We start from the raw sequence: 18,381 nt of genomic DNA on the forward strand, positions 1-18,381 counted from the left end.
GCAACTTTTTCTGTTATCTTTGCGGCTTTGTTAGAGCCAGGAATCAAGAATCAAGAGTCAAGACTTTTTTTCTTGATTCTTGGGCCTTGACTTTTGATTCTAAATAAAAATATGGGACTTCAATGTGGTATAGTAGGTTTGCCGAATGTGGGTAAATCAACTCTTTTTAATTGCTTGTCGAATGCTAAAGCGCAGGCGGCTAACTTTCCTTTTTGCACTATCGAGCCGAATGTAGGCGTAATAACCGTTCCGGATGAGCGCCTTACCAAGCTTACCGAAATAGTTAATCCTAAAAATGTGGTGCCCAATGTTATCGAGATTGTTGATATAGCTGGCCTTGTTAAAGGCGCCAGCAAAGGCGAAGGCCTGGGCAACCAGTTTTTAGCCAACATTCGCTCAACCAATGCCATCATTCACGTTTTACGTTGCTTTGATAACGATAATGTGATACACGTTGATGGTTCTGTCGATCCGATACGCGATAAGGAAATCATCGACACAGAATTGCAACTGAAAGATTTGGATTCCATAGAAAAGAAAATCCAGAAGGTTGAAAAAATGGCCAAAACCGGCGGCGACAAAGAAGCGAAAAAAACCTTTGATGTGCTGACCGTTTATAAAAACCATTTATTGTCAGGCAAATCTGCCCGCACTGCGCCGGTGGCCGAAGAGGACAAAGAATATATTGAAGATATTTGGCTGTTAACTGCCAAACCGGTAATGTATGTTTGCAACGTTGACGAAGCTTCAGTTAATACCGGTAATGCTTATGTTGAACGTGTTAAAGCAGCCGTTAAGGAAGAAAATGCCGAGGTGCTGATCATATCGGCACAAATTGAATCGGAAATTTCGCAGCTGGAAACCTACGAAGAGCGCCAGATGTTTTTGGACGATTTGGGTTTAACCGAATCGGGCGTAAACAAGCTGATAAAGGCTGCCTACAAACTGCTTAACCTGGCAACCTACTTTACCGCTGGTGTACAGGAAGTACGTGCCTGGACAATTACCAAAGGCTTTACCGCCCCGCAGGCAGCCGGCGTAATACATACCGATTTTGAAAAAGGGTTTATCCGCGCCGAGGTGATTAAGTTTGAAGACTTTGTGAAATTCAACGGTGTTGAGGCTACCATCAAAGAAAATGGCAAGATGGGTATCGAAGGCAAAACCTATATTGTGCAGGACGGCGATATCATGCATTTTAGGTTTAATGTGTAACGTTCAATAAATTATGGCGCATAACGATGGGCGATGCCCATCGCTGGTGTATATATCCCCTTCGGGGAATTTGTAATACGTTACTTAAATTTTAGAACCCTGAAAGGGTTCAATACGTCAGCGCAGGGCATCGCCCTGCGCGAAAACGGAATTGAGATCGCGCATTTAAACATACACCATATTTTTTTACCTTTACGGCTATTAAAACTACCTATGGCCGCTTTTAAATTCTACGCAAAAAACGTTTCTGTTTTTATCCTTTTATTGTTCCCGTTTTTACAGGCATCTGCACAAACCAGTTTCGAGCTAAACCAGGGATGGAAATGCCAAAAAATCAGCGATGTAAAAGCTGATGGACTGAAGATTTCAAATACTGATTACCAAATTGACAACTGGCTGCCCGCCACAGTTCCTGGTACTGTATTAACTACGCTGTTGAATAATAAACTGGTGCCCGATCCTTTTTGGGGGATGAACAACGCCCGCATAAAAGATATTTTTGATACCGGCCGCGATTATTACACCTATTGGTTTGTTAAAGATTTCACGCAGGCTGCGGCAACCGGCAACAACCAGGTTTATCTGAATTTAAGGGGCGTTAATTATAGCTGCGAGGTTTATTTAAACGGTAAAAAGGTAAATAAGCAAACACACTTCGGTATGTTTTTGCGGCAGACTTATAATATAACAGGGTTAATAAACAAAACGGGCAGAAACCGCCTGGCTGTATTGGTTTATCCGCCAGACCCGGTTGGCAACGCCAATGGCGGCCAGGGCGGCGACGGGCAGATCGCCAAAAATGTGGGACTGCAATACACCGCTGGCTGGGATTGGATACAACCCATGCGCGACCGCAACACCGGCATTTGGGATAAAGTAACCATCGAGACTACCGGGGCTGTAAGAATTACCGATCCGCATGTAATAACCGTTGTGCCGGGCGTAAGGCAGGTAGAGGGTAAACAACAGCCTGCAATAATTAAATCATCGGCAACTTTAACCAACCCAACAGGTAAAGCGGTAAGCGGTGTATTACAGTTTAATATCGATGGGCAGCGTGTGGTGAAAAATGTGGTTTTGAAACCCAATTCGTCATTAGAAGTTAGCCTGGGCGATTTGGTTTTAAACAATCCTAAGTTATGGTGGCCAAATGGCTATGGGAAACAAAACCTGTATAAAAGCTCCATCCAATTCAATATCGGCAACAAAATTTCTGATAAAACAGATGTAAACGTTGGGGTAAGGGAAATACAAACCAGTTGGAACGAACAAACCAAAAGCAGGCAGGTATTGGTTAACGGCCAAAAAATATTTATAAAAGGCGGAAACTGGATCATATCCGATGCCATGCTGCGCTTTTCGGATGCGCGGTATAATGCTGAGGTGCGTTTTCACCGCGATATGAACCTTAACCTTATCCGTGTTTGGGGTGGGGCGTTGGTGGAGCGGCCGGAATTTTACAACGCCTGCGACGAGTATGGCCTGCTGGTTTTCCAGGATTTTTGGATATCGGGCGATGCCAATGGCCGCTGGATGGACCCAATGAAAAAAGACGACCAATGGGTTCGCCGCAAATACCCGGATGACCATAAACTGTATGTACAATCGCTTATTGACCAAATAAAGCTGGTGCGTAACCATCCGTCGCTGGCTATTTGGTGCGGTGGTAACGAGATAACCCCGCCTGAAGATATACTGCTGGCAGTTCGCGATACCATTTTACCGAAATTAGATAACACCCGCTGGTTTGTTGAATATTCAAATTCTGATAAAATGTCGCTCAATACACTTGGCGGCAATGGCGATGGTCCGTATGGAATCCAGCCTGATTCGGCATTCTGGAAGGTACACACTTTTCCGTTTAACTCCGAGATTGGCTCGGTGGGCATCAATGATTTTGAATCGTTAAAACGCTTTATACCTACCGGCAACCTGGTTGCTCCGGAGTTTTATGCTGATAATAAGAAAAAATCAAAAGTCGATTCTGTTTGGGATTACCATAAGTATATAGGCTACGATGCATCTATCGAGCCTTACGGCAAAGCAACCGATGCTAAAGATTTTGCGGCGAAGGCACAGCTGGTTAACTATAACCAGTACCGCGCGCTGATGGAAGGCTTCAGCAACCGGATGTGGGATTGGTACACCGGCGTAATCATCTGGAAAACACAAAACCCGTGGACAGCTATGCGCGGGCAGATGTATGATTACTATCTCGATCCCAATGCCTGCCTCTATGGCCTCCACAGCGGCAGCGAACCACTGCACGTAATGTATAATCCGCTTGATGGCATGGTTACCATCGTAAATAATACCTTCACTACCCGCCGCGATTTAATGCTCTCGGTTAAAACCTATGATATGCAAGGCAAAGAACGCCTGATTACCCAGGTTTTTGAAGAAATACAGCCGCAATCCGTCAAAGGTTTTATCCCGATGAAAGAGGGTATTGATAACCTTGCCAAAAAGGAAGGCGTTTTTCTTTCGCTGCGTTTAACTGATGTAAACAAAAACATTGTAAGCGATAACCTGTACTGGCTACCCGATGAAAAAGGTGTTTATTCCGGCCTTAAAAAGATAGCACCATCACAATTAGAAACAGTTGCAAAACAAACCGCGCCAGGAACAGTAGAAGTAACCCTAAACAACCCGGCGAATGCACCGGTAGCATTTTTTAACCGCCTGTCATTAGTTGATGCGCAAAGTGGCAACCGCCTGTTGCCGGTGTTTTATAGCGATAATTATGTGTCGGTATTACCCGGTGAGCACAAAACGGTCACTATAAATTATGATGCCGGTAAATTTAAAAATGTGCCTGTTGTTAGTATTAACGGGTGGAATTTGAAAGAGAAAACGGTGGATTTAGCCAATGGTGGAAAATGATACGACTGATAATCAGTGTGTTTCACAGCGTTCCGGGTGTTCCGCTGTGAAAAATGGAACGCCCCCGCCGGTGCTTATGCACAAGTTCACGTGTCTCATTAAACAGCGAAATCCGGCTCTATTTAGCCGCCATCGCCTCAACTTCCAGCTTCCATTTTGGTTCGAGGAGTTGGCAACAGATAACGGTTGATGCCGGTTTATTGTCGCCCATATATTTCATCCGCAATTGTACATTGACCTCATCGTACGATGGGTCGGCCAAATAAGTGCGGATGGAAATAACGTTTTCATAGCCCATCCCTGCTGATTTCAGAATAGTACCAATATGCTGCCAGATAATTTCGCCCTGTTCTTCAAAACTATCGGGCATGGTTTTCCCGTCGGCCAAATAGCCGTTTAACCCGCTTATTATCAATAAGCTCGAATCGCCTTTTACTTCAACGGCATGGCTGTAGCTGCTATATGGCGGAAATACGCCTTCGGGATTGTGTTTTATAACGGGCATGTTACTCTATTTTAAATCAAACGCGGGTTGCATCTTCTTAAACAATAAAGAAAACAACCAACCCACTAAAACGCCATAAAGCGCGCCACAAATAACATCTATTGGAAAATGCACCCCCACATACACCTGCGCAAAACAAATGGTGCCGGCCCATAATATCGCCCAGAGCCAAATCCATCGCCATTTTTTATGAAACAGCGTGATGAGGAAAAAAGCCATGGCAAAATGATCAGTGGCATGGGTTGAGGGGAAGCTATAACCCGTGCCGCAGTTTATGCGGACAATATCCGTTTTCGAAACCACTACATCGCGGCAGGGGCGGTCGCGCTTAACCAATTGTTTTACGATGCTGGCGCTGGTAAAATCGGCAAATCCGGCCGCAAGAGCTAACAGTATGATGATGATGATGCCCTGCTTTTTATACTTGTAAATACAAAAGCCAATAATAAACAAGTACAGCGGTATCCAGAATTTCGGATTGCGAAACCAGGGCATAACCAGGTCAAAAAATGGATTAGCCAGGTCGTGGTTTATAAAATAAAAAAGATGCCGGTCGAACTGAATAAGGAAATCGGGCATGGGTTAGTTATGGTTTATGTTTTGAATCAAGAGTTAAGATACAAGAGTCAAGAATCAAGAAAGAAACTAAATAATATGCAAATTCATCGAAAAGGCAATGCTTTGGCGGACCACCTTTTTACTCAGTATAAAATTCTAATATTTTGCTTTTTATCTTGATTCTTGGTTCTTGGATCTTGACTCTGTTAACGACGCGGTAAATATAATTAAATAGCCGGGGCTTAAAACTATGCGATTTTTATTATTGCTTTGGTTAAATATCTTATTTTTGCGCCACAATAATATTTACGCTTTGACATTAATAAAATCAATTTCGGGAATAAGAGGCACCATAGGCGGTGCGGTGGGCGAGGGTTTAACCCCGTTAGATATTGTAAAATTTACAGCTGCTTACGGCAGCTGGGCTGTTAGCAAAAGCGGTATCAAAAAGATTGTTATCGGCCGCGATGCACGTATATCAGGTAGCATGGTGAACAGCCTGGTGATTGGTACGCTGCAAGGTTTGGGTATCGATGTGGTTGATATCGGCCTTTCGACAACCCCAACTGTGGAAGTTGCAGTACCCGATGAAAAAGCTGCCGGTGGCATTATTTTAACTGCCAGTCATAACCCCAAACAATGGAACGCACTTAAACTGCTGAATGCCGATGGCGAATTCATTAGCGATGCCGATGGCAAAGAAGTGCTCGAAATTGCCGAAAATAGCGATTTTAAGTTTGCTGATGTAAACGATTTGGGCAAGCTTACCCTTGACGACAGCTACCTGCAAAAACATATTGATAAAGTGCTGGCCTTGCCATTGGTGGATGTTGAAGCCATCACCAAAGCCAATTTTAAAATAGCTATTGATTGCGTTAACTCAACGGGCGGCATATTTGTGCCTGCTTTGTTAAAGGCACTTGGCGTAAAAACAATTTTCGAGTTGTACTGCGAGCCTGATGGTAATTTCCCGCACAACCCCGAGCCGCTGCCTGAAAACCTGGTGGCGCTGTCAAAAGAAGTGGTAAACAAACGCGCCGATTTAGGGATAGCCGTTGATCCGGATGTTGACCGCCTTTGCTTTGTAAGCGAGGACGGTAATGTTTTTGGCGAGGAATATACACTGGTAGCGGTTGCTGACTATGTATTGAAAAACAAAAAAGGCAATACCGTATCAAACCTGTCATCGACCCGCGCATTGCGCGATGTTACTGAAAATGCAGGCGGCGAATATCACGCGGCTGCAGTAGGCGAGGTGAACGTGGTTAACAAGATGAAGGAAGTTAATGCGGTAATAGGCGGTGAAGGCAATGGCGGGGTAATTTACCCGGATTTGCACTACGGAAGGGATGCTTTAGTTGGCATAGCTTTATTTTTAACCCACCTGGCTAAATTTGGTAAATCAGTGTCGCAACTGCGCAGTACTTATCCGGGTTATTATATCTCGAAAAATAAAATTACCCTTACACCAGGGATGGATATTGATGCACTGTTGTTAAAGGTTGAAGAAAAATACAAAAAACAACCTCACAGCACAATTGATGGCCTGAAAATAGAATTTGACAAAGAATGGGTACATTTGCGCAAATCAAACACCGAGCCTATTATCCGTATTTATTCGGAAGCAGATTCCGAAACGGTGGCTAATAATATAGCCAATAAGATAATAGCCGATATAAATGAAATTTTAAAACTGAGTTAAGTTAGTCCGAAAGTCGGAAAAGTCCGGAAGTCCGAAAGAAGACAGATAATAGTTTAAGTGGATTAATGAGGGGACAAATCACTAATTCACTAAATCACCAATTCACTAATTGCTACATGCGCGTTTATTTAGATAATGCTGCCACCACGCCGCTTGATCCTGAAGTATTAAAAGAAATGTATAAAGTTATGGAGAACACCTACGGTAATCCATCCTCCATACACGCCCACGGCCGCGAGGCCCGTACTTTAATTGAAAGGTCGCGTAAAACCATTGCAAACTTGCTGCATACTTCGCCGGCTGAAATATTCTTTACCTCGAGTGGTACCGAAGCTGATAATACTGCCATCCGTTGCGGTATAAACGATCACAACATTAAACACGCCATTACCACCCGCCTGGAGCACCATGCCGTATTACACACCATGGAAGCTCTTGAAAAAGCTGGCACTATAAAACTGAGTTTTGTTGATGTAGACAGCAAGGGCAACCTTGATTACGACCACCTGGAGACTTTATTGAAGGCTAACGACCGCAGTTTTGTATCGCTGATGCACGCCAATAATGAAATCGGCACACTGTCTGACATGGAGCGCGTAGGCGACCTTTGTGAGGCTTATAACGCCATTTATCACTGCGATACCGTACAGACAATGGGACATTATACGCACGATTTAAGTAAGTTGAAAGCGCATTTCCTGGTTTGTGCCGGTCACAAATTGCATGGCCCGAAGGGGGTAGGCTTTTTACACGTAAACCATCGCATAAAAATAAAACCTTTAATATACGGTGGCGCGCAGGAACGCAACATGCGCGGCGGTACCGAAAATATCTACGGCATTGTAGGCCTTGCCAAGGCCCTCGAAATTGCCTACGCCGAAATGGAGCAGCACCAGCAGCATGTACAGGGCCTTAAAACCTACATGATGAACCAGCTGACAGAAAGCATTCCCGGCATTAGCTTTAATGGCGAAACCGACCCGGCTAAAAGCTTGTACACAGTATTGAACGTGCAGTTCCCCGAAATGGAAATGGCCGACATGCTGTTGTTTAATCTGGACATTGCCGGCATCTCGGCATCGGGCGGCAGCGCATGCAGCTCGGGCAGTGATATTGGTTCGCATGTGTTAACTGCTATCGGTGCAAGCCCGTCAAGGCCATCTGTAAGATTCTCATTTTCAAAATATAGCACTAAGGACGAGGTTGATTTTACTGTAGCCAAAGTCCGCGAGCTGTGTTTGGTTAACGCCTGATTTTTATACTGAATTTTCGTTCGGGGTATTTTATTTGATGATTTATAAATCAACATGGCACAATTGTTGGGTTTATTTAATTACAAATTAACACTACCATGGATTCAGATAATAAAAATTACGGAAAAGAGCAGGAACGCCCGGGTCAAGGTAACCCGAATGAAATTCCTGAAAAAAAACAATCAGAACATGAGCAATCCGGCTACTCGCCACAGGCAGAGCAGGAGCAACAGCAAGACGGCGGCGACGCTTCGTATAGCGAACAAAATGACGTTACCCCGCCAAACCATAAAGAGTTCCCTTCAGTAGGTAATGCTACCACCGACTTTAAGCCAAGTAACCATGGCCGCACAACCGGCAGGATGGTTGGCCACGAGCCCGGCACCGAAGGGATATAAATCTCCCAATTTCTAACAACAAAATCAGTATTTACAACAAAAAGGTTATCGGTATTGATAGCCTTTTTGTTGTTTTAACCAATAAAAATAAAAGTTATGATAACTGATAATCAGGATCCGAAAACCAGGGAAAAGGAAGAAGCCGATATGGATAATCCTACAAAACCTTTTGCGAATGCAAACGGTGAATACGCAGCAGAAATAAACAAAGGCGACCAGGACGCAAAAACCTACAAAGGAGAGGGCGGCGATGAACCGGAAGGCCCAAACTGGGATTTAGACAGCAAAGATGCTGATGGCGATACCAGTCAAAATGCGGGCGTTTTTAAATAGAAAAGCCACTCATTTAAACATGTCATTAAAAGGCGCGAAGCAGCAACTGTAGACGGTACAGGGCAGATAGTTATCCGAACCATTTACCGATTGCAGTTACTTTTATTTTGCCACTTTAATTGGCATAAGGCGCTCTTGCAATTTGTCTGTTAAATTGTATATCTTCATGGTGTAAACTGCATTCACAGTTTACGTTAAAGCCTTGCCATCATGAAGTCTCTCAATTTTCTCTTCAAAGTAGCTCTGTCTGCATTTTTAACTATTCCTTTTACTGCCCGGGCCATTGATACCAGGGACACCCGAATGCTCACGCAGCCGGCCATTAGTGGTAATCATATTGCTTTTGTTTATGCAGAGGACCTCTGGATAGCTAATACCGACGGTTCACAACCAAAACGGCTTACTGTTGATGAGGGCGTTGAGTCGAGCCCGTATTTTTCGCCTGACGGCAAGTGGATCGCCTTTAGTGCGCAATACGATGGCAATACCGATGTTTTTATTATCCCGGCAGAGGGCGGTGTTCCAAAGCGCCTTACCTGGCACCCGGGGCCCGATCAGGTACGCGGTTTTACGCCTGATGGGAAATCGGTACTTTTTGCATCCCAGCGTTCAACTTTTACAAACCGGTATGCCCAGCTCTACACAGTGCCGGTAAGCGGTGGGGCCGAAACCAAGCTCGAAATTCCCAACGCGTACCATGCAACCTTCTCGCCCGATGGTAAATGGATGGCCTATACGCCAATCCCTGATCTTTTTAAACAATGGAAGCACTACCGTGGGGGAGCAATAACAAATATTATGCTTTTTTCATTTGCCGATAAATCGGTAGTAAAAATACCACAGCCCGAAGGTGGTTGTAATGATACACAGCCTGTCTGGCTGGGCGGTAAGATATATTTTAGAAGCGACCGGAATGGCGAATTCAATCTCTTTAGCTATGATATTGCTTCAAAGGAAATCAAGCAACTAACTTCTTATACCAATTTTCCGATACTGTATGCCAGCGGCGGTGATGGGAAATTGATATTTGAACAGTCCGGATATTTGCACGTCTTTGATCCGGCAAATGGAAAAGCCGGCAAATTAACCATAGGCATAGCTGCCGACCTGCTGGAACTACGGCAACGTTATGTTAAAAATGTCGGTTATATCCGCTCGGCCGATCTTTCTCCTTCGGGTTCGCGCGTGGCTTTTGATTACAGGGGCGACATTATTACCGTGCCTGCGGATAAAGGCGATTATCATAATCTGACTCAAACCACCGGTGCGCATGAAAAATTTCCGGCATGGTCGCCTGATGGAAGATCTATCGCGTATTTTTCAGATGCTATGGGCGAATACCAATTGTATATTAGGCAACAAGACGGCAAAGCCGAACCGCGCGTAATTAAATTGGATGGCGCCGGATTTTACTCAAGTATTAAGTGGTCGCCTGACAGTAAAAAGCTGAACTTTACCGACAACAGCCGAAGCCTGTATTTGCTGGATGTGGCATCCGGCACCATTATCAAAGTTGATTCTGATGAATTATATACGCCGGGTCCATTTCGCGATATGTCAGCAAACTGGTCGCCGGATAGCAAATGGATCGCTTATGATAAAATTACCGCCACACAATTTAAACGGTCATATATTTACTCCCTGGCACAGCAAAAATCCTTCCCGGTTACCGACGGTTTAAGCGATGCTTCAGAACCCACATTTGACAGGGCCGGCAAATTCCTTTACTTTTTTTCATCAACAGATGCCGGGCCGGTGGTCAACTGGTTCGATCAGTCAAATATCGATTTTCATAAAACTGCTTCTATTTACCTGGTTACGCTGCAAAAGGAAACCGTTTCGCCCTTTGCTAAGGAGAATGACGAAGAAACAGCAAAGGCGGAGGACAAAAAGGAAACAAAACCGGATGATAAAAACACTAAGCCCGCTATCGAGAACAAAGATATTAGGATTGACTGGGAGGGCCTTCAGAACAGGATCGTTGATCTCCCGGTTAAGGCCGGCAATTATTCGCAGCTATCTGTTGACAATAGTGGTAATGTATTGTATGTGAGCTACCCGGATGAAGGGGCGGGCACCCTGCATAAATTTGATTTCAAGAAGCGTAGTGATAGCGAGGTTTTGGACTTGAATGGGTACGGGCTCAGCTCCGATGGAAAAAAAATGCTTTACAGTAAGGATAATACCTATTTTGTAGCTGCTGCCGGCGAAAAGCCTGAACCTGGAAAGGGAATGGTTAACATGAGCGATGTGCAGGTAAAAATAGACCCTCCAGCCGAATGGGCAAACATGTTTGATGAAGCCTGGCGCGTTAACCGTGATTATTTTTACGATCCCGGGATGCATGGCGTCAACTGGCTGGCCATCAAAAAGAAATATGCGGTTTTTTTAGCTGATCTGTCCTGTCGTAGCGACTTGAATAGTGTGTTTCAGTGGATGTTTAGCGAACTGTCCGTGGGGCACCACTTTATAACAAATGGCGGCGACCGGATGTTCACGTCAAAGCCTGTAAGTGGCGGTTTGCTTGGCGCGGATTATATCGTTGTGAATGATAAATACCAGTTTAAAAAGATTTACGGCGGCCTTAACTGGAACCCTAATATGCGCTCGCCGCTTACCGAGCCGGGCGTAAACGTAAAAGCAGGTGAATACTTATTAGCGGTAAATGGGGTAGAGGTTAAGGGAACTGAAAATATTTACAGCTATTTTGAAAATACGGCCGGCAAGATAGTGGAGTTGACTGTGGGACCTAATACCAATAATACAGCATCGCGGGTAGTTAAAGTAGTGCCGGTTGATAACGAATACGCACTTCGCAACCGCGACTGGGTAGAAGGTAACCTGCGTAAAGTTACCGAAGCAACCAACGGGCAGGTAGCCTATGTGTATGTGCCTAACACTGCGAATGAAGGACATGATTATTTTAAGCGGTATTTTTATCCGCAGGCAAACCGCAAAGCCATTATCGTTGATGAACGCTTTAACGGCGGCGGCAGCCTGGCCGATTATTACATCAACCTGTTATTGAACCCCTACCAGGCCAACTGGCACATGCGGTACGGTTTGGATCTGAAATCGCCTTCGGCATCCATACAAGGGCCAAAAGTGATGATAACCGACGAAACAGCCGGCTCGGGTGGTGATATGCTGCCGTGGATGTTCCGTAAGTTTAAGGTAGGCACCCTGGTTGGCAAACGTACATGGGGCGGTCTTGTTGGTATTTTGGGCTTTCCTGAATTTATTGACGGAGGCACTGTTACTGCGCCTAACGTAGGTATCTGGACCAAAGACGGTTTTATAGTTGAAAATGTCGGTGTTGCCCCTGATATCGAAGTGGAGCAAACGCCTGCTGATGTTATTGCCGGCAGAGACCCACAATTGGAAAAAGCTATTGAAGTTGCTTTAAAACAATTGAAAGAAAACCCGCAGGTTGACCCGGTGAGGCCACCATTCCCGGTAAAAATTAAAAATTGAAATCGGCGTTGTGTCAAAACAAAGCAGGCCCCAACTAACATCGGGGCCTGTTTTATTATATGTTGAAAGCTTTTAGCTCAGTTGCTCATCATTTTCATGAAAGAAGAAAGTCTCTCTTTCATTTCCCTGCGGTCGACGATGAAGTCAAGGAATCCGTGTTCCTGCACAAATTCAGCAGTCTGGAAACCTTTTGGCAAGTCTTTTTTAATGGTTTCCTTTATAACCCGCGGACCGGCAAAGCCAATCAGCGAACCAGGCTCGGCAATATTAATATCGCCCAGCATCGCATACGACGCTGTAACACCACCCGTAGTTGGGTCTGTCAGTAATGATATGTAAGGTATTTTAGCCTGTGACAGTAACGCAAGTTTTGCCGATGTTTTAGCCATCTGCATTAATGAAAATGCAGCTTCCATCATCCTTGCACCACCTGATTTCGAAATCATCAGGAATGGAATTTTATGCTCGATACTATAATCGATAGAGCGGGCAATTTTTTCACCCACTACCGAGCCCATCGAGCCACCTATGAAGTTAAAATCCATGCAGGCAATAACTATGGGTTGGTCGCCCATTTTACCTGTTCCGGCACGAATCGCGTCTTTTAGCCCGGTTTTTGCGCGGGTCTCTTTCAGCCTGTCGGTATACTTTTTAGTATCCTCAAAGTGCAGCGGGTCGCCCGATACCAGGTCGGGGAACAATTCAGTGAACTCGTTATTGTCAAAAAGTATGGAGAAATATTCTTTTGAACCTATGCGCAAGTGATAACCGCAGTAGTGACAAACATATTGGTTTTCAACCTGTTCAGAGTAGTGGAGGGGCTTCTTACATTGCGGGCATTTGTTCCAGATTCCATCGGGGGCTTCCTTCTTTTCCTCAGTGGTCGTAATTATCCCTTTGATTTCACGTTTAAACCAGGCCATATCTATATCTAACTCTTTCAATTGACTGCAAAGTAACGAAATATTTTTTGAGATATGAGGGGTTAGATTTGAGATATGAGATTTGAGACGTGATATTTAAGATTAGCCAAAAAAGCGGGTTAATATGCTTTTTTGACTAATTGATTGATAGTTAAGAACTTGCCGATAATTTTTCCCGACTTAGGTTAACACTGTTAACACCCTTTCGCAATCCTGTCAGGGGCGGTCCCATTGCCAAAATCAAAATTTAATTAGCCTTTAAATGGCTGTTTTTGACAGATATATAATTAACAACTGTTTATTCAAAAAAATGCAAAATATTCCATTTGTTTTGTAGACTATTATCTAAAAGCCTAACTTCGAGGCCCAATTAAAAGTTAAATGGATTTAAAAAATTACAAGGGCGTATTGCACGGAGACCAGGTGCAGGAGCTATTTGAAGCCGCCAAAAAACACCAATTTGCGTTACCCGCTGTAAACGTAATCGGCACCAACACTATTAACGCTGTTATGGAAACAGCTAAAGCCGTAAACTCGCCGGTTATTATCCAGCTTTCGAACGGCGGGGCGCAGTTTTATGCGGGCAAATCGCTTGATAACTCGAAGTTGCAGGCCTGTATCCTTGGCGCTGTATCTGCTGCAAAGCATGTACATTTATTAGCCGAGCACTACGGAATTGCTGTAATATTGCATACCGACCATGCCGCCATGAAATTTTTACCATGGATAGATGGATTGTTGGACCACGGCGAGAAGTTTTTTGCTGAAACCGGTACACCGCTTTTCTCATCGCATATGTTGGACTTATCTGAAGAGCCTTTACACGAAAATATCGAGATATCTGCCAAATACCTTGCCCGCATGGCAAAAATGGGTATGACGCTTGAGATTGAGCTTGGCGTAACCGGTGGTGAAGAAGACGGCGTTGACAACTCTGATGTTGACAGCTCACGCTTATACACCCAGCCTGAAGACGTTGCTTACTCGTACGAAGAACTATCAAAGGTTAGTCCGCGTTTTACCGTTGCAGCTGCTTTTGGTAACGTGCATGGTGTTTATAAACCAGGTAACGTTAAATTGCAGCCGGTGATTTTACACAACTCGCAGGAGTATGTTAAAAAACATTTTGGCCTTACAGCTGAAAAGCCGATCAACTTTGTATTCCATGGTGGTTCAGGTTCGAGCCAGGAAGAAATAAGGGAAGCAATTTCGTACGGCGCCATTAAAATGAATATAGATACCGATATGCAGTGGGCATATTGGGAGGGTATTAAAGATTACTACAAATCAAAAGAAGGATACCTGCAAAGCCAGATTGGTAGTCCGGATGGTGAAGATTCGCCAAACAAAAAATACTACGACCCGCGCGTATGGTTACGCAAGGGCGAAGAAAGCTTCGTTAAGAGGCTTACTGAGGCGTTCGGCGATTTGAATTGCATCGACGTAAATAGCAAATTGTAAATACTTGTAGAGACGCGATACTTGCGTCTTTGAATACAATTACAAATAGAGACACAGATATTGTGTTTCTACTGTATAAAAAAGCGATAATGTCCACAAAACATTGTCGCTTTTTTTTGTTTTGTATCAAAACAGAACATCATGGCCAAAAAAAAGAATTTCTTCGAACGCTTTGCCAACTGGGCAACTAATGCCACGGGCAGTTCGGCTGCATTTATCATAGCAGCAAGCATCATATTGATATGGATTGTTACCGGGCCGGTATTTCAGTATTCAAATACCTGGCAGTTGATAATTAATACCGGTACCACAATTATTACCTTTTTAATGGTGTTTTTAATCCAGAAATCACAGAACAAAGACTCAAAAGCCATACACCTTAAATTAAATGAACTGATAGCCTCGCACCAGGGTACAAGTAATCGTATGGTAAATATCGAGGATCTTAACGAAATTGAATTGGACCAATTGCATAAATTTTATGTACGATTAGCTACATTAGCCGAAAAAGAAAATGACCTTACCTGCACGCATTCAATTGATGCGGCTGAAGAAAACAATAGTAATAAGCTGAATAGTGTTAAGCAACGAAAATCGTACATAAATGCAGGCAACCATAACAGCAAGCAAAGTAACTGACCCGAATGACCTTGAAATAGTATTTGCCATTCGCCGCGAGGTGTTTGTCGGCGAACAAAACTGCCCGCCCGAACTGGAGTGGGAATTTGAAGATGAATCCACTCATTTTTTAGCAAAAGTAAATGGCGAACCCGCCGGCGCATCCCGCTGGCGTAAAACCGATAAAGGCTATAAGCTGGAGCGCTTTGCCGTGCTTCAGAAATTTCGGGGCTTTGGGGTAGGGCAGGAACTGGTTAAGACGGTTTTGGCCGATTTACCCGAAGATGTAACCTATGTTTACCTGCACGCCCAAATACAAGCGGTAAGCTTATATGAAAAATTTGGTTTTGAAAAGCTAGGGCCGGAGTTTGAAGAAGCGGGGATACGGCATTATAAGATGGTGAAAAAGCACTAAAATCTTTTTGTCATTTCGAACGAGGAACGAGGAGAAATCTTATAAAAGGGACACGCAAACTGTGTAAGTTTACGCTCATCATCAGTCTATAACATCATCGTTTAAAAAATTCCAATTCGGATTCACCGACTCAACTAGCAAATCCTTTTTTTCGCGTCGCCATTTTTTTATTTCCTTCTCCCTGGCTATTGCATATTCTATGTGAGAGAAGTGTTCATAATACACAAGATTGTAGCAATAATATTTGCCTGCAAATGTATGCGGCTTACCCTTGTTTCCCTTGTGTTCGTATAGTCGTCGGCTAAGGTCGTTGGTTACACCTACATATAATACAGATTTGTCGGCATTTGTGACTATGTACACATAAAAATTATAGTTCCACATATAGCATCATACTGTATGTTGTATAAGATCTCTCCTCGTTCCTCGTTCGAGATGACAGCTGTTTGTTAAATAAATATTCCCCCTGCATATTCCATTGCTTCCCTGAATTTGCCCATATCGAGTCCTGTGGGCTCATTTCGCGCCTGGAGGTATCCAATTAGGTTTTCAGTTGCAATATTGCCTGTAAGGTCATCTGCAGCCATGGGGCAGCCTCCGTAGCCTTTTATGGTGGTGTCAAAACGACGGCAACCACTTTTGTAGGCTGCTTCGATTTTTTCATGCCATGTATTTGGCGTAGAGTGCAGGTGGATGCCAAATTCAGTATTAGGAAACTGCCGGGTAAGCAGCGGATAAATATCAGTTATTTGCCCGGCGCTGGCGGCTCCGATGGTATCGGCTAATGCAATTGTCTTAATACCTTCGTTAACCATTTTTCCGGCCCAATCTTCAATAATAGCTGTGCTCCATTCGTCGCCATAGGGGTTTCCGAAGCCCATGGAAAGGTATACCAGTAGTTGTTTGTTAGTGTTAGCACCCAATTCATTTATCCGTTTTACTGTTTCAAAAGATTCTGCTATACCCGAATTTGTGTTGCGCCGTTGAAAAGTTTCAGAAATAGAAAATGGAAAACCCAGGTAGGTTATTTCGGGATGTTTTACTGCATCCTCAGCACCCCGGTAATTGGCTATAATGGCTAATAGCTTTGACCGGTTGTTGCTTAAATCAAGTTTACCTAACAATTCTGCTGTATCACGCATTTGCGGTATGGCTTTGGGCGAGACGAAGCTGCCGAAGTCAATAGTATCAAGACCCACCTGCAACAGCAAATTAATATAGGCTGCTTTTTTATCGGTCGGGATAAAGTCGTGCAGGCCCTGCATAGCGTCGCGCGGGCATTCGGTTATTTTTATTGGGGAATTTGTCAAGGTTAATCTGCTTTAGCTGTTTGTTGACTTTTATCGGCCAGCGTTTCTTTGTTAAGACGGCGGATAATAAGCCTGTTGCCGCCGTTAAAGCTAATGTAGCTGCCAATCCAGTTAACAAATACAATTACTTTATTGCGGAAGCCTAACAACGAAATCAAATGTACAAACATCCAAACCAACCAGGCAAAAAATCCCTGGAATTTTATCTTGCCTAAATCGGCTACTGCTTTGTTGCGGCCAATGGTAGCCAGCGAGCCTTTGTCGTTATACTTAAAAGTTCCGGTTGGCTCGCCGTTAATGGTTTGCATAATTGTTTTGGCAACAAACTTACCCATTTGAATAGCCACCTGTGCTACACCGGGATGGCCTTTTGGGGTATCGTCTGTTATCATGGCAGCCACATCACCTATGGCAAAAATGTTTTGCGTGCCGGCTACGCGACAGCTGCTATCCACCCTAATCCTGTTTCCCCGTTCTATAATATCTTTATTAATGCCCGCCGGTACCTCGCCCATAACTCCGGCAGACCATATTACATTTTTGGTTCGGATGGTTTTACCACCCTCAAATTTTATCTCGTCGCCATCGTAGCTTTCAACTTTTACGTTTAGTAATACCTCAACGCCCATGTCTGTTAAAAACTCCCGCGCTTTTTTTGAGGCTTCGTCTGAAAACGGCCCCAGCACTTTTGGTAAAAAATCAACCAGGTAAACCTTCATATCCTCTTTTTTCAATTCGGGATAATCTTTGCAGAGGATGTGGTTGCGGATCTCGGCCAACGCACCTGCCAGCTCGACACCGGTAGGGCCAGCGCCAACCAGTACGAATGTTAGCAGCGGCTCTTTTTCGGCCTTTGTAGGCACTAATGTTGCTTCTTCCAGGTTTTGCAAAATCAGGTAACGAAGGTTCAATGCCTCGGGTATCGATTTCATTGGCATGGCAAATTTTTCGATATCTTTATTACCGAAAAAGTTGGTGGTTGAGCCGGTAGCAATTACCAAATAATCATATTCAATTTCGCCAATGGACGTTTCTATGGTATTCATTTCCGGATTTACTTTTGATACCTCGGCAATACTAAAACGAAAGTTTTTTTGCCCCGAAAAATTCTTACGCAGCGAAAAAGCAATTGATTCAGCCTCTAAACTACCGGTGGCCACCTGGTACAGCAGTGGCTGAAACGTATGGTAATTATGCTTATCCAGCATTAATACCTCAACCGGTTTATCTTTCAGGTTCCCCGCAACCTGCAGGCCGCCAAAACCGCCGCCTACAATTACTACTTTCGGAAATTTTGCTTTATCCTTTGTGTCCATAGCGAAACTACTTTTAA

16 protein-coding genes are annotated in these 18,381 nt (G+C 44.0%); 10 read left to right on the forward strand and 6 right to left on the reverse strand.

The annotated features are described in order from the left end of the window. Positions 1 to 111 precede the first annotated feature (111 nt). Together ychF and Q0R52_RS12260 are read left to right on the forward strand one after the other, a co-directional pair. Entirely contained in the window at positions 112 to 1,215 is a 1,104-nt protein-coding gene (ychF, locus tag Q0R52_RS12255) for a redox-regulated ATPase YchF (RefSeq protein WP_252791573.1), read from the forward strand. A 33-nt stretch (positions 1,216 to 1,248) separates the two neighbouring features. Continuing rightward, positions 1,249 to 4,098 carry a glycoside hydrolase family 2 TIM barrel-domain containing protein gene (locus Q0R52_RS12260; RefSeq protein ID WP_295794957.1) on the forward strand — a complete coding sequence of 950 codons (2,850 nt, stop codon included), beginning with the start codon at positions 1,249 to 1,251 and terminating at the stop codon, positions 4,096 to 4,098. Positions 4,099 to 4,216: 118 nt separating this feature from the next. Here Q0R52_RS12260 and Q0R52_RS12265 read toward each other — a convergent pair whose 3' ends face one another. Together Q0R52_RS12265 and Q0R52_RS12270 are read right to left on the reverse strand one after the other, a co-directional pair. Beyond that, complete coding sequence (locus tag Q0R52_RS12265; protein ID WP_295794958.1) at positions 4,217 to 4,603, reverse strand: RidA family protein; 387 nt, start codon at positions 4,601 to 4,603, stop codon at positions 4,217 to 4,219. A 6-nt stretch (positions 4,604 to 4,609) separates the two neighbouring features. Next, entirely contained in the window at positions 4,610 to 5,182 is a 573-nt protein-coding gene (locus tag Q0R52_RS12270) for a phosphatase PAP2 family protein (RefSeq protein WP_295794959.1), read from the reverse strand. A gap of 292 nt (positions 5,183 to 5,474) precedes the next feature. On the opposite strand from Q0R52_RS12270, the gene glmM reads away from it, so the two are divergent. From glmM to Q0R52_RS12295, 5 genes are all read left to right on the forward strand, one after another. Next, entirely contained in the window at positions 5,475 to 6,863 is a 1,389-nt protein-coding gene (gene glmM / locus Q0R52_RS12275; protein WP_295794960.1) for a phosphoglucosamine mutase, read from the forward strand. A gap of 116 nt (positions 6,864 to 6,979) precedes the next feature. Then, positions 6,980 to 8,116, forward strand: coding sequence for a cysteine desulfurase family protein (locus Q0R52_RS12280; protein WP_295794961.1), 1,137 nt, complete (start codon positions 6,980 to 6,982; stop codon positions 8,114 to 8,116). Positions 8,117 to 8,214: 98 nt separating this feature from the next. After that, the gene (locus tag Q0R52_RS12285) at positions 8,215 to 8,514 is read left to right on the forward strand and encodes a hypothetical protein (protein WP_295794962.1); all 300 of its coding nucleotides are present in this window, start codon (positions 8,215 to 8,217) and stop codon (positions 8,512 to 8,514) included. Between the two features lie 96 nt (positions 8,515 to 8,610). Continuing rightward, a complete protein-coding gene (locus Q0R52_RS12290) occupies positions 8,611 to 8,847 on the forward strand; it encodes a hypothetical protein (protein ID WP_295794963.1) in 237 nt (78 codons plus the stop codon). A 210-nt stretch (positions 8,848 to 9,057) separates the two neighbouring features. Next, complete coding sequence (locus Q0R52_RS12295; protein ID WP_295794964.1) at positions 9,058 to 12,321, forward strand: S41 family peptidase; 3,264 nt, start codon at positions 9,058 to 9,060, stop codon at positions 12,319 to 12,321. Positions 12,322 to 12,398: 77 nt separating this feature from the next. On the opposite strand, the gene accD is transcribed toward Q0R52_RS12295, so the two are convergent. Beyond that, complete coding sequence (gene accD, locus Q0R52_RS12300) at positions 12,399 to 13,244, reverse strand: acetyl-CoA carboxylase, carboxyltransferase subunit beta (protein WP_295795062.1); 846 nt, start codon at positions 13,242 to 13,244, stop codon at positions 12,399 to 12,401. A 381-nt stretch (positions 13,245 to 13,625) separates the two neighbouring features. Here accD and fbaA point away from each other — a divergent pair, with 381 nt between their 5' ends. The 3 genes from fbaA to Q0R52_RS12315 all read left to right on the forward strand — a co-directional run bounded on the left by fbaA (position 13,626) and on the right by Q0R52_RS12315 (position 15,738). Then, positions 13,626 to 14,705, forward strand: a complete 1,080-nt coding sequence (gene fbaA, locus Q0R52_RS12305; RefSeq protein ID WP_295794965.1) for a class II fructose-bisphosphate aldolase — start codon at positions 13,626 to 13,628, stop codon at positions 14,703 to 14,705. Positions 14,706 to 14,846: 141 nt separating this feature from the next. Beyond that, positions 14,847 to 15,344: a low affinity iron permease family protein gene (locus tag Q0R52_RS12310; protein WP_295794966.1), complete on the forward strand. Its 498-nt coding sequence runs from the start codon at positions 14,847 to 14,849 to the stop codon at positions 15,342 to 15,344. Further along, entirely contained in the window at positions 15,310 to 15,738 is a 429-nt protein-coding gene (locus Q0R52_RS12315) for a GNAT family N-acetyltransferase (protein WP_295794967.1), read from the forward strand. The genes Q0R52_RS12310 and Q0R52_RS12315 overlap by 35 nt, the downstream gene beginning before the upstream one ends. 81 nt (positions 15,739 to 15,819) lie before the next feature. Here Q0R52_RS12315 and Q0R52_RS12320 read toward each other — a convergent pair whose 3' ends face one another. The 3 genes from Q0R52_RS12320 to Q0R52_RS12330 form a co-directional block, all read right to left on the reverse strand. Continuing rightward, positions 15,820 to 16,122, reverse strand: coding sequence for a GIY-YIG nuclease family protein (locus tag Q0R52_RS12320; protein WP_295794968.1), 303 nt, complete (start codon positions 16,120 to 16,122; stop codon positions 15,820 to 15,822). A gap of 65 nt (positions 16,123 to 16,187) precedes the next feature. After that, positions 16,188 to 17,048, reverse strand: a complete 861-nt coding sequence (locus tag Q0R52_RS12325) for a hydroxymethylglutaryl-CoA lyase (protein WP_295794969.1) — start codon at positions 17,046 to 17,048, stop codon at positions 16,188 to 16,190. A 2-nt stretch (positions 17,049 to 17,050) separates the two neighbouring features. After that, positions 17,051 to 18,364, reverse strand: a complete 1,314-nt coding sequence (locus Q0R52_RS12330; protein ID WP_295794970.1) for an NAD(P)/FAD-dependent oxidoreductase — start codon at positions 18,362 to 18,364, stop codon at positions 17,051 to 17,053. Between the last annotated feature and the right edge of the window lie 17 nt (positions 18,365 to 18,381).

It is taken from the genome of Mucilaginibacter sp., assembly GCF_025359345.1.
In the GTDB taxonomy this organism is placed as follows: Bacteria; Bacteroidota; Bacteroidia; order Sphingobacteriales; family Sphingobacteriaceae; genus Mucilaginibacter.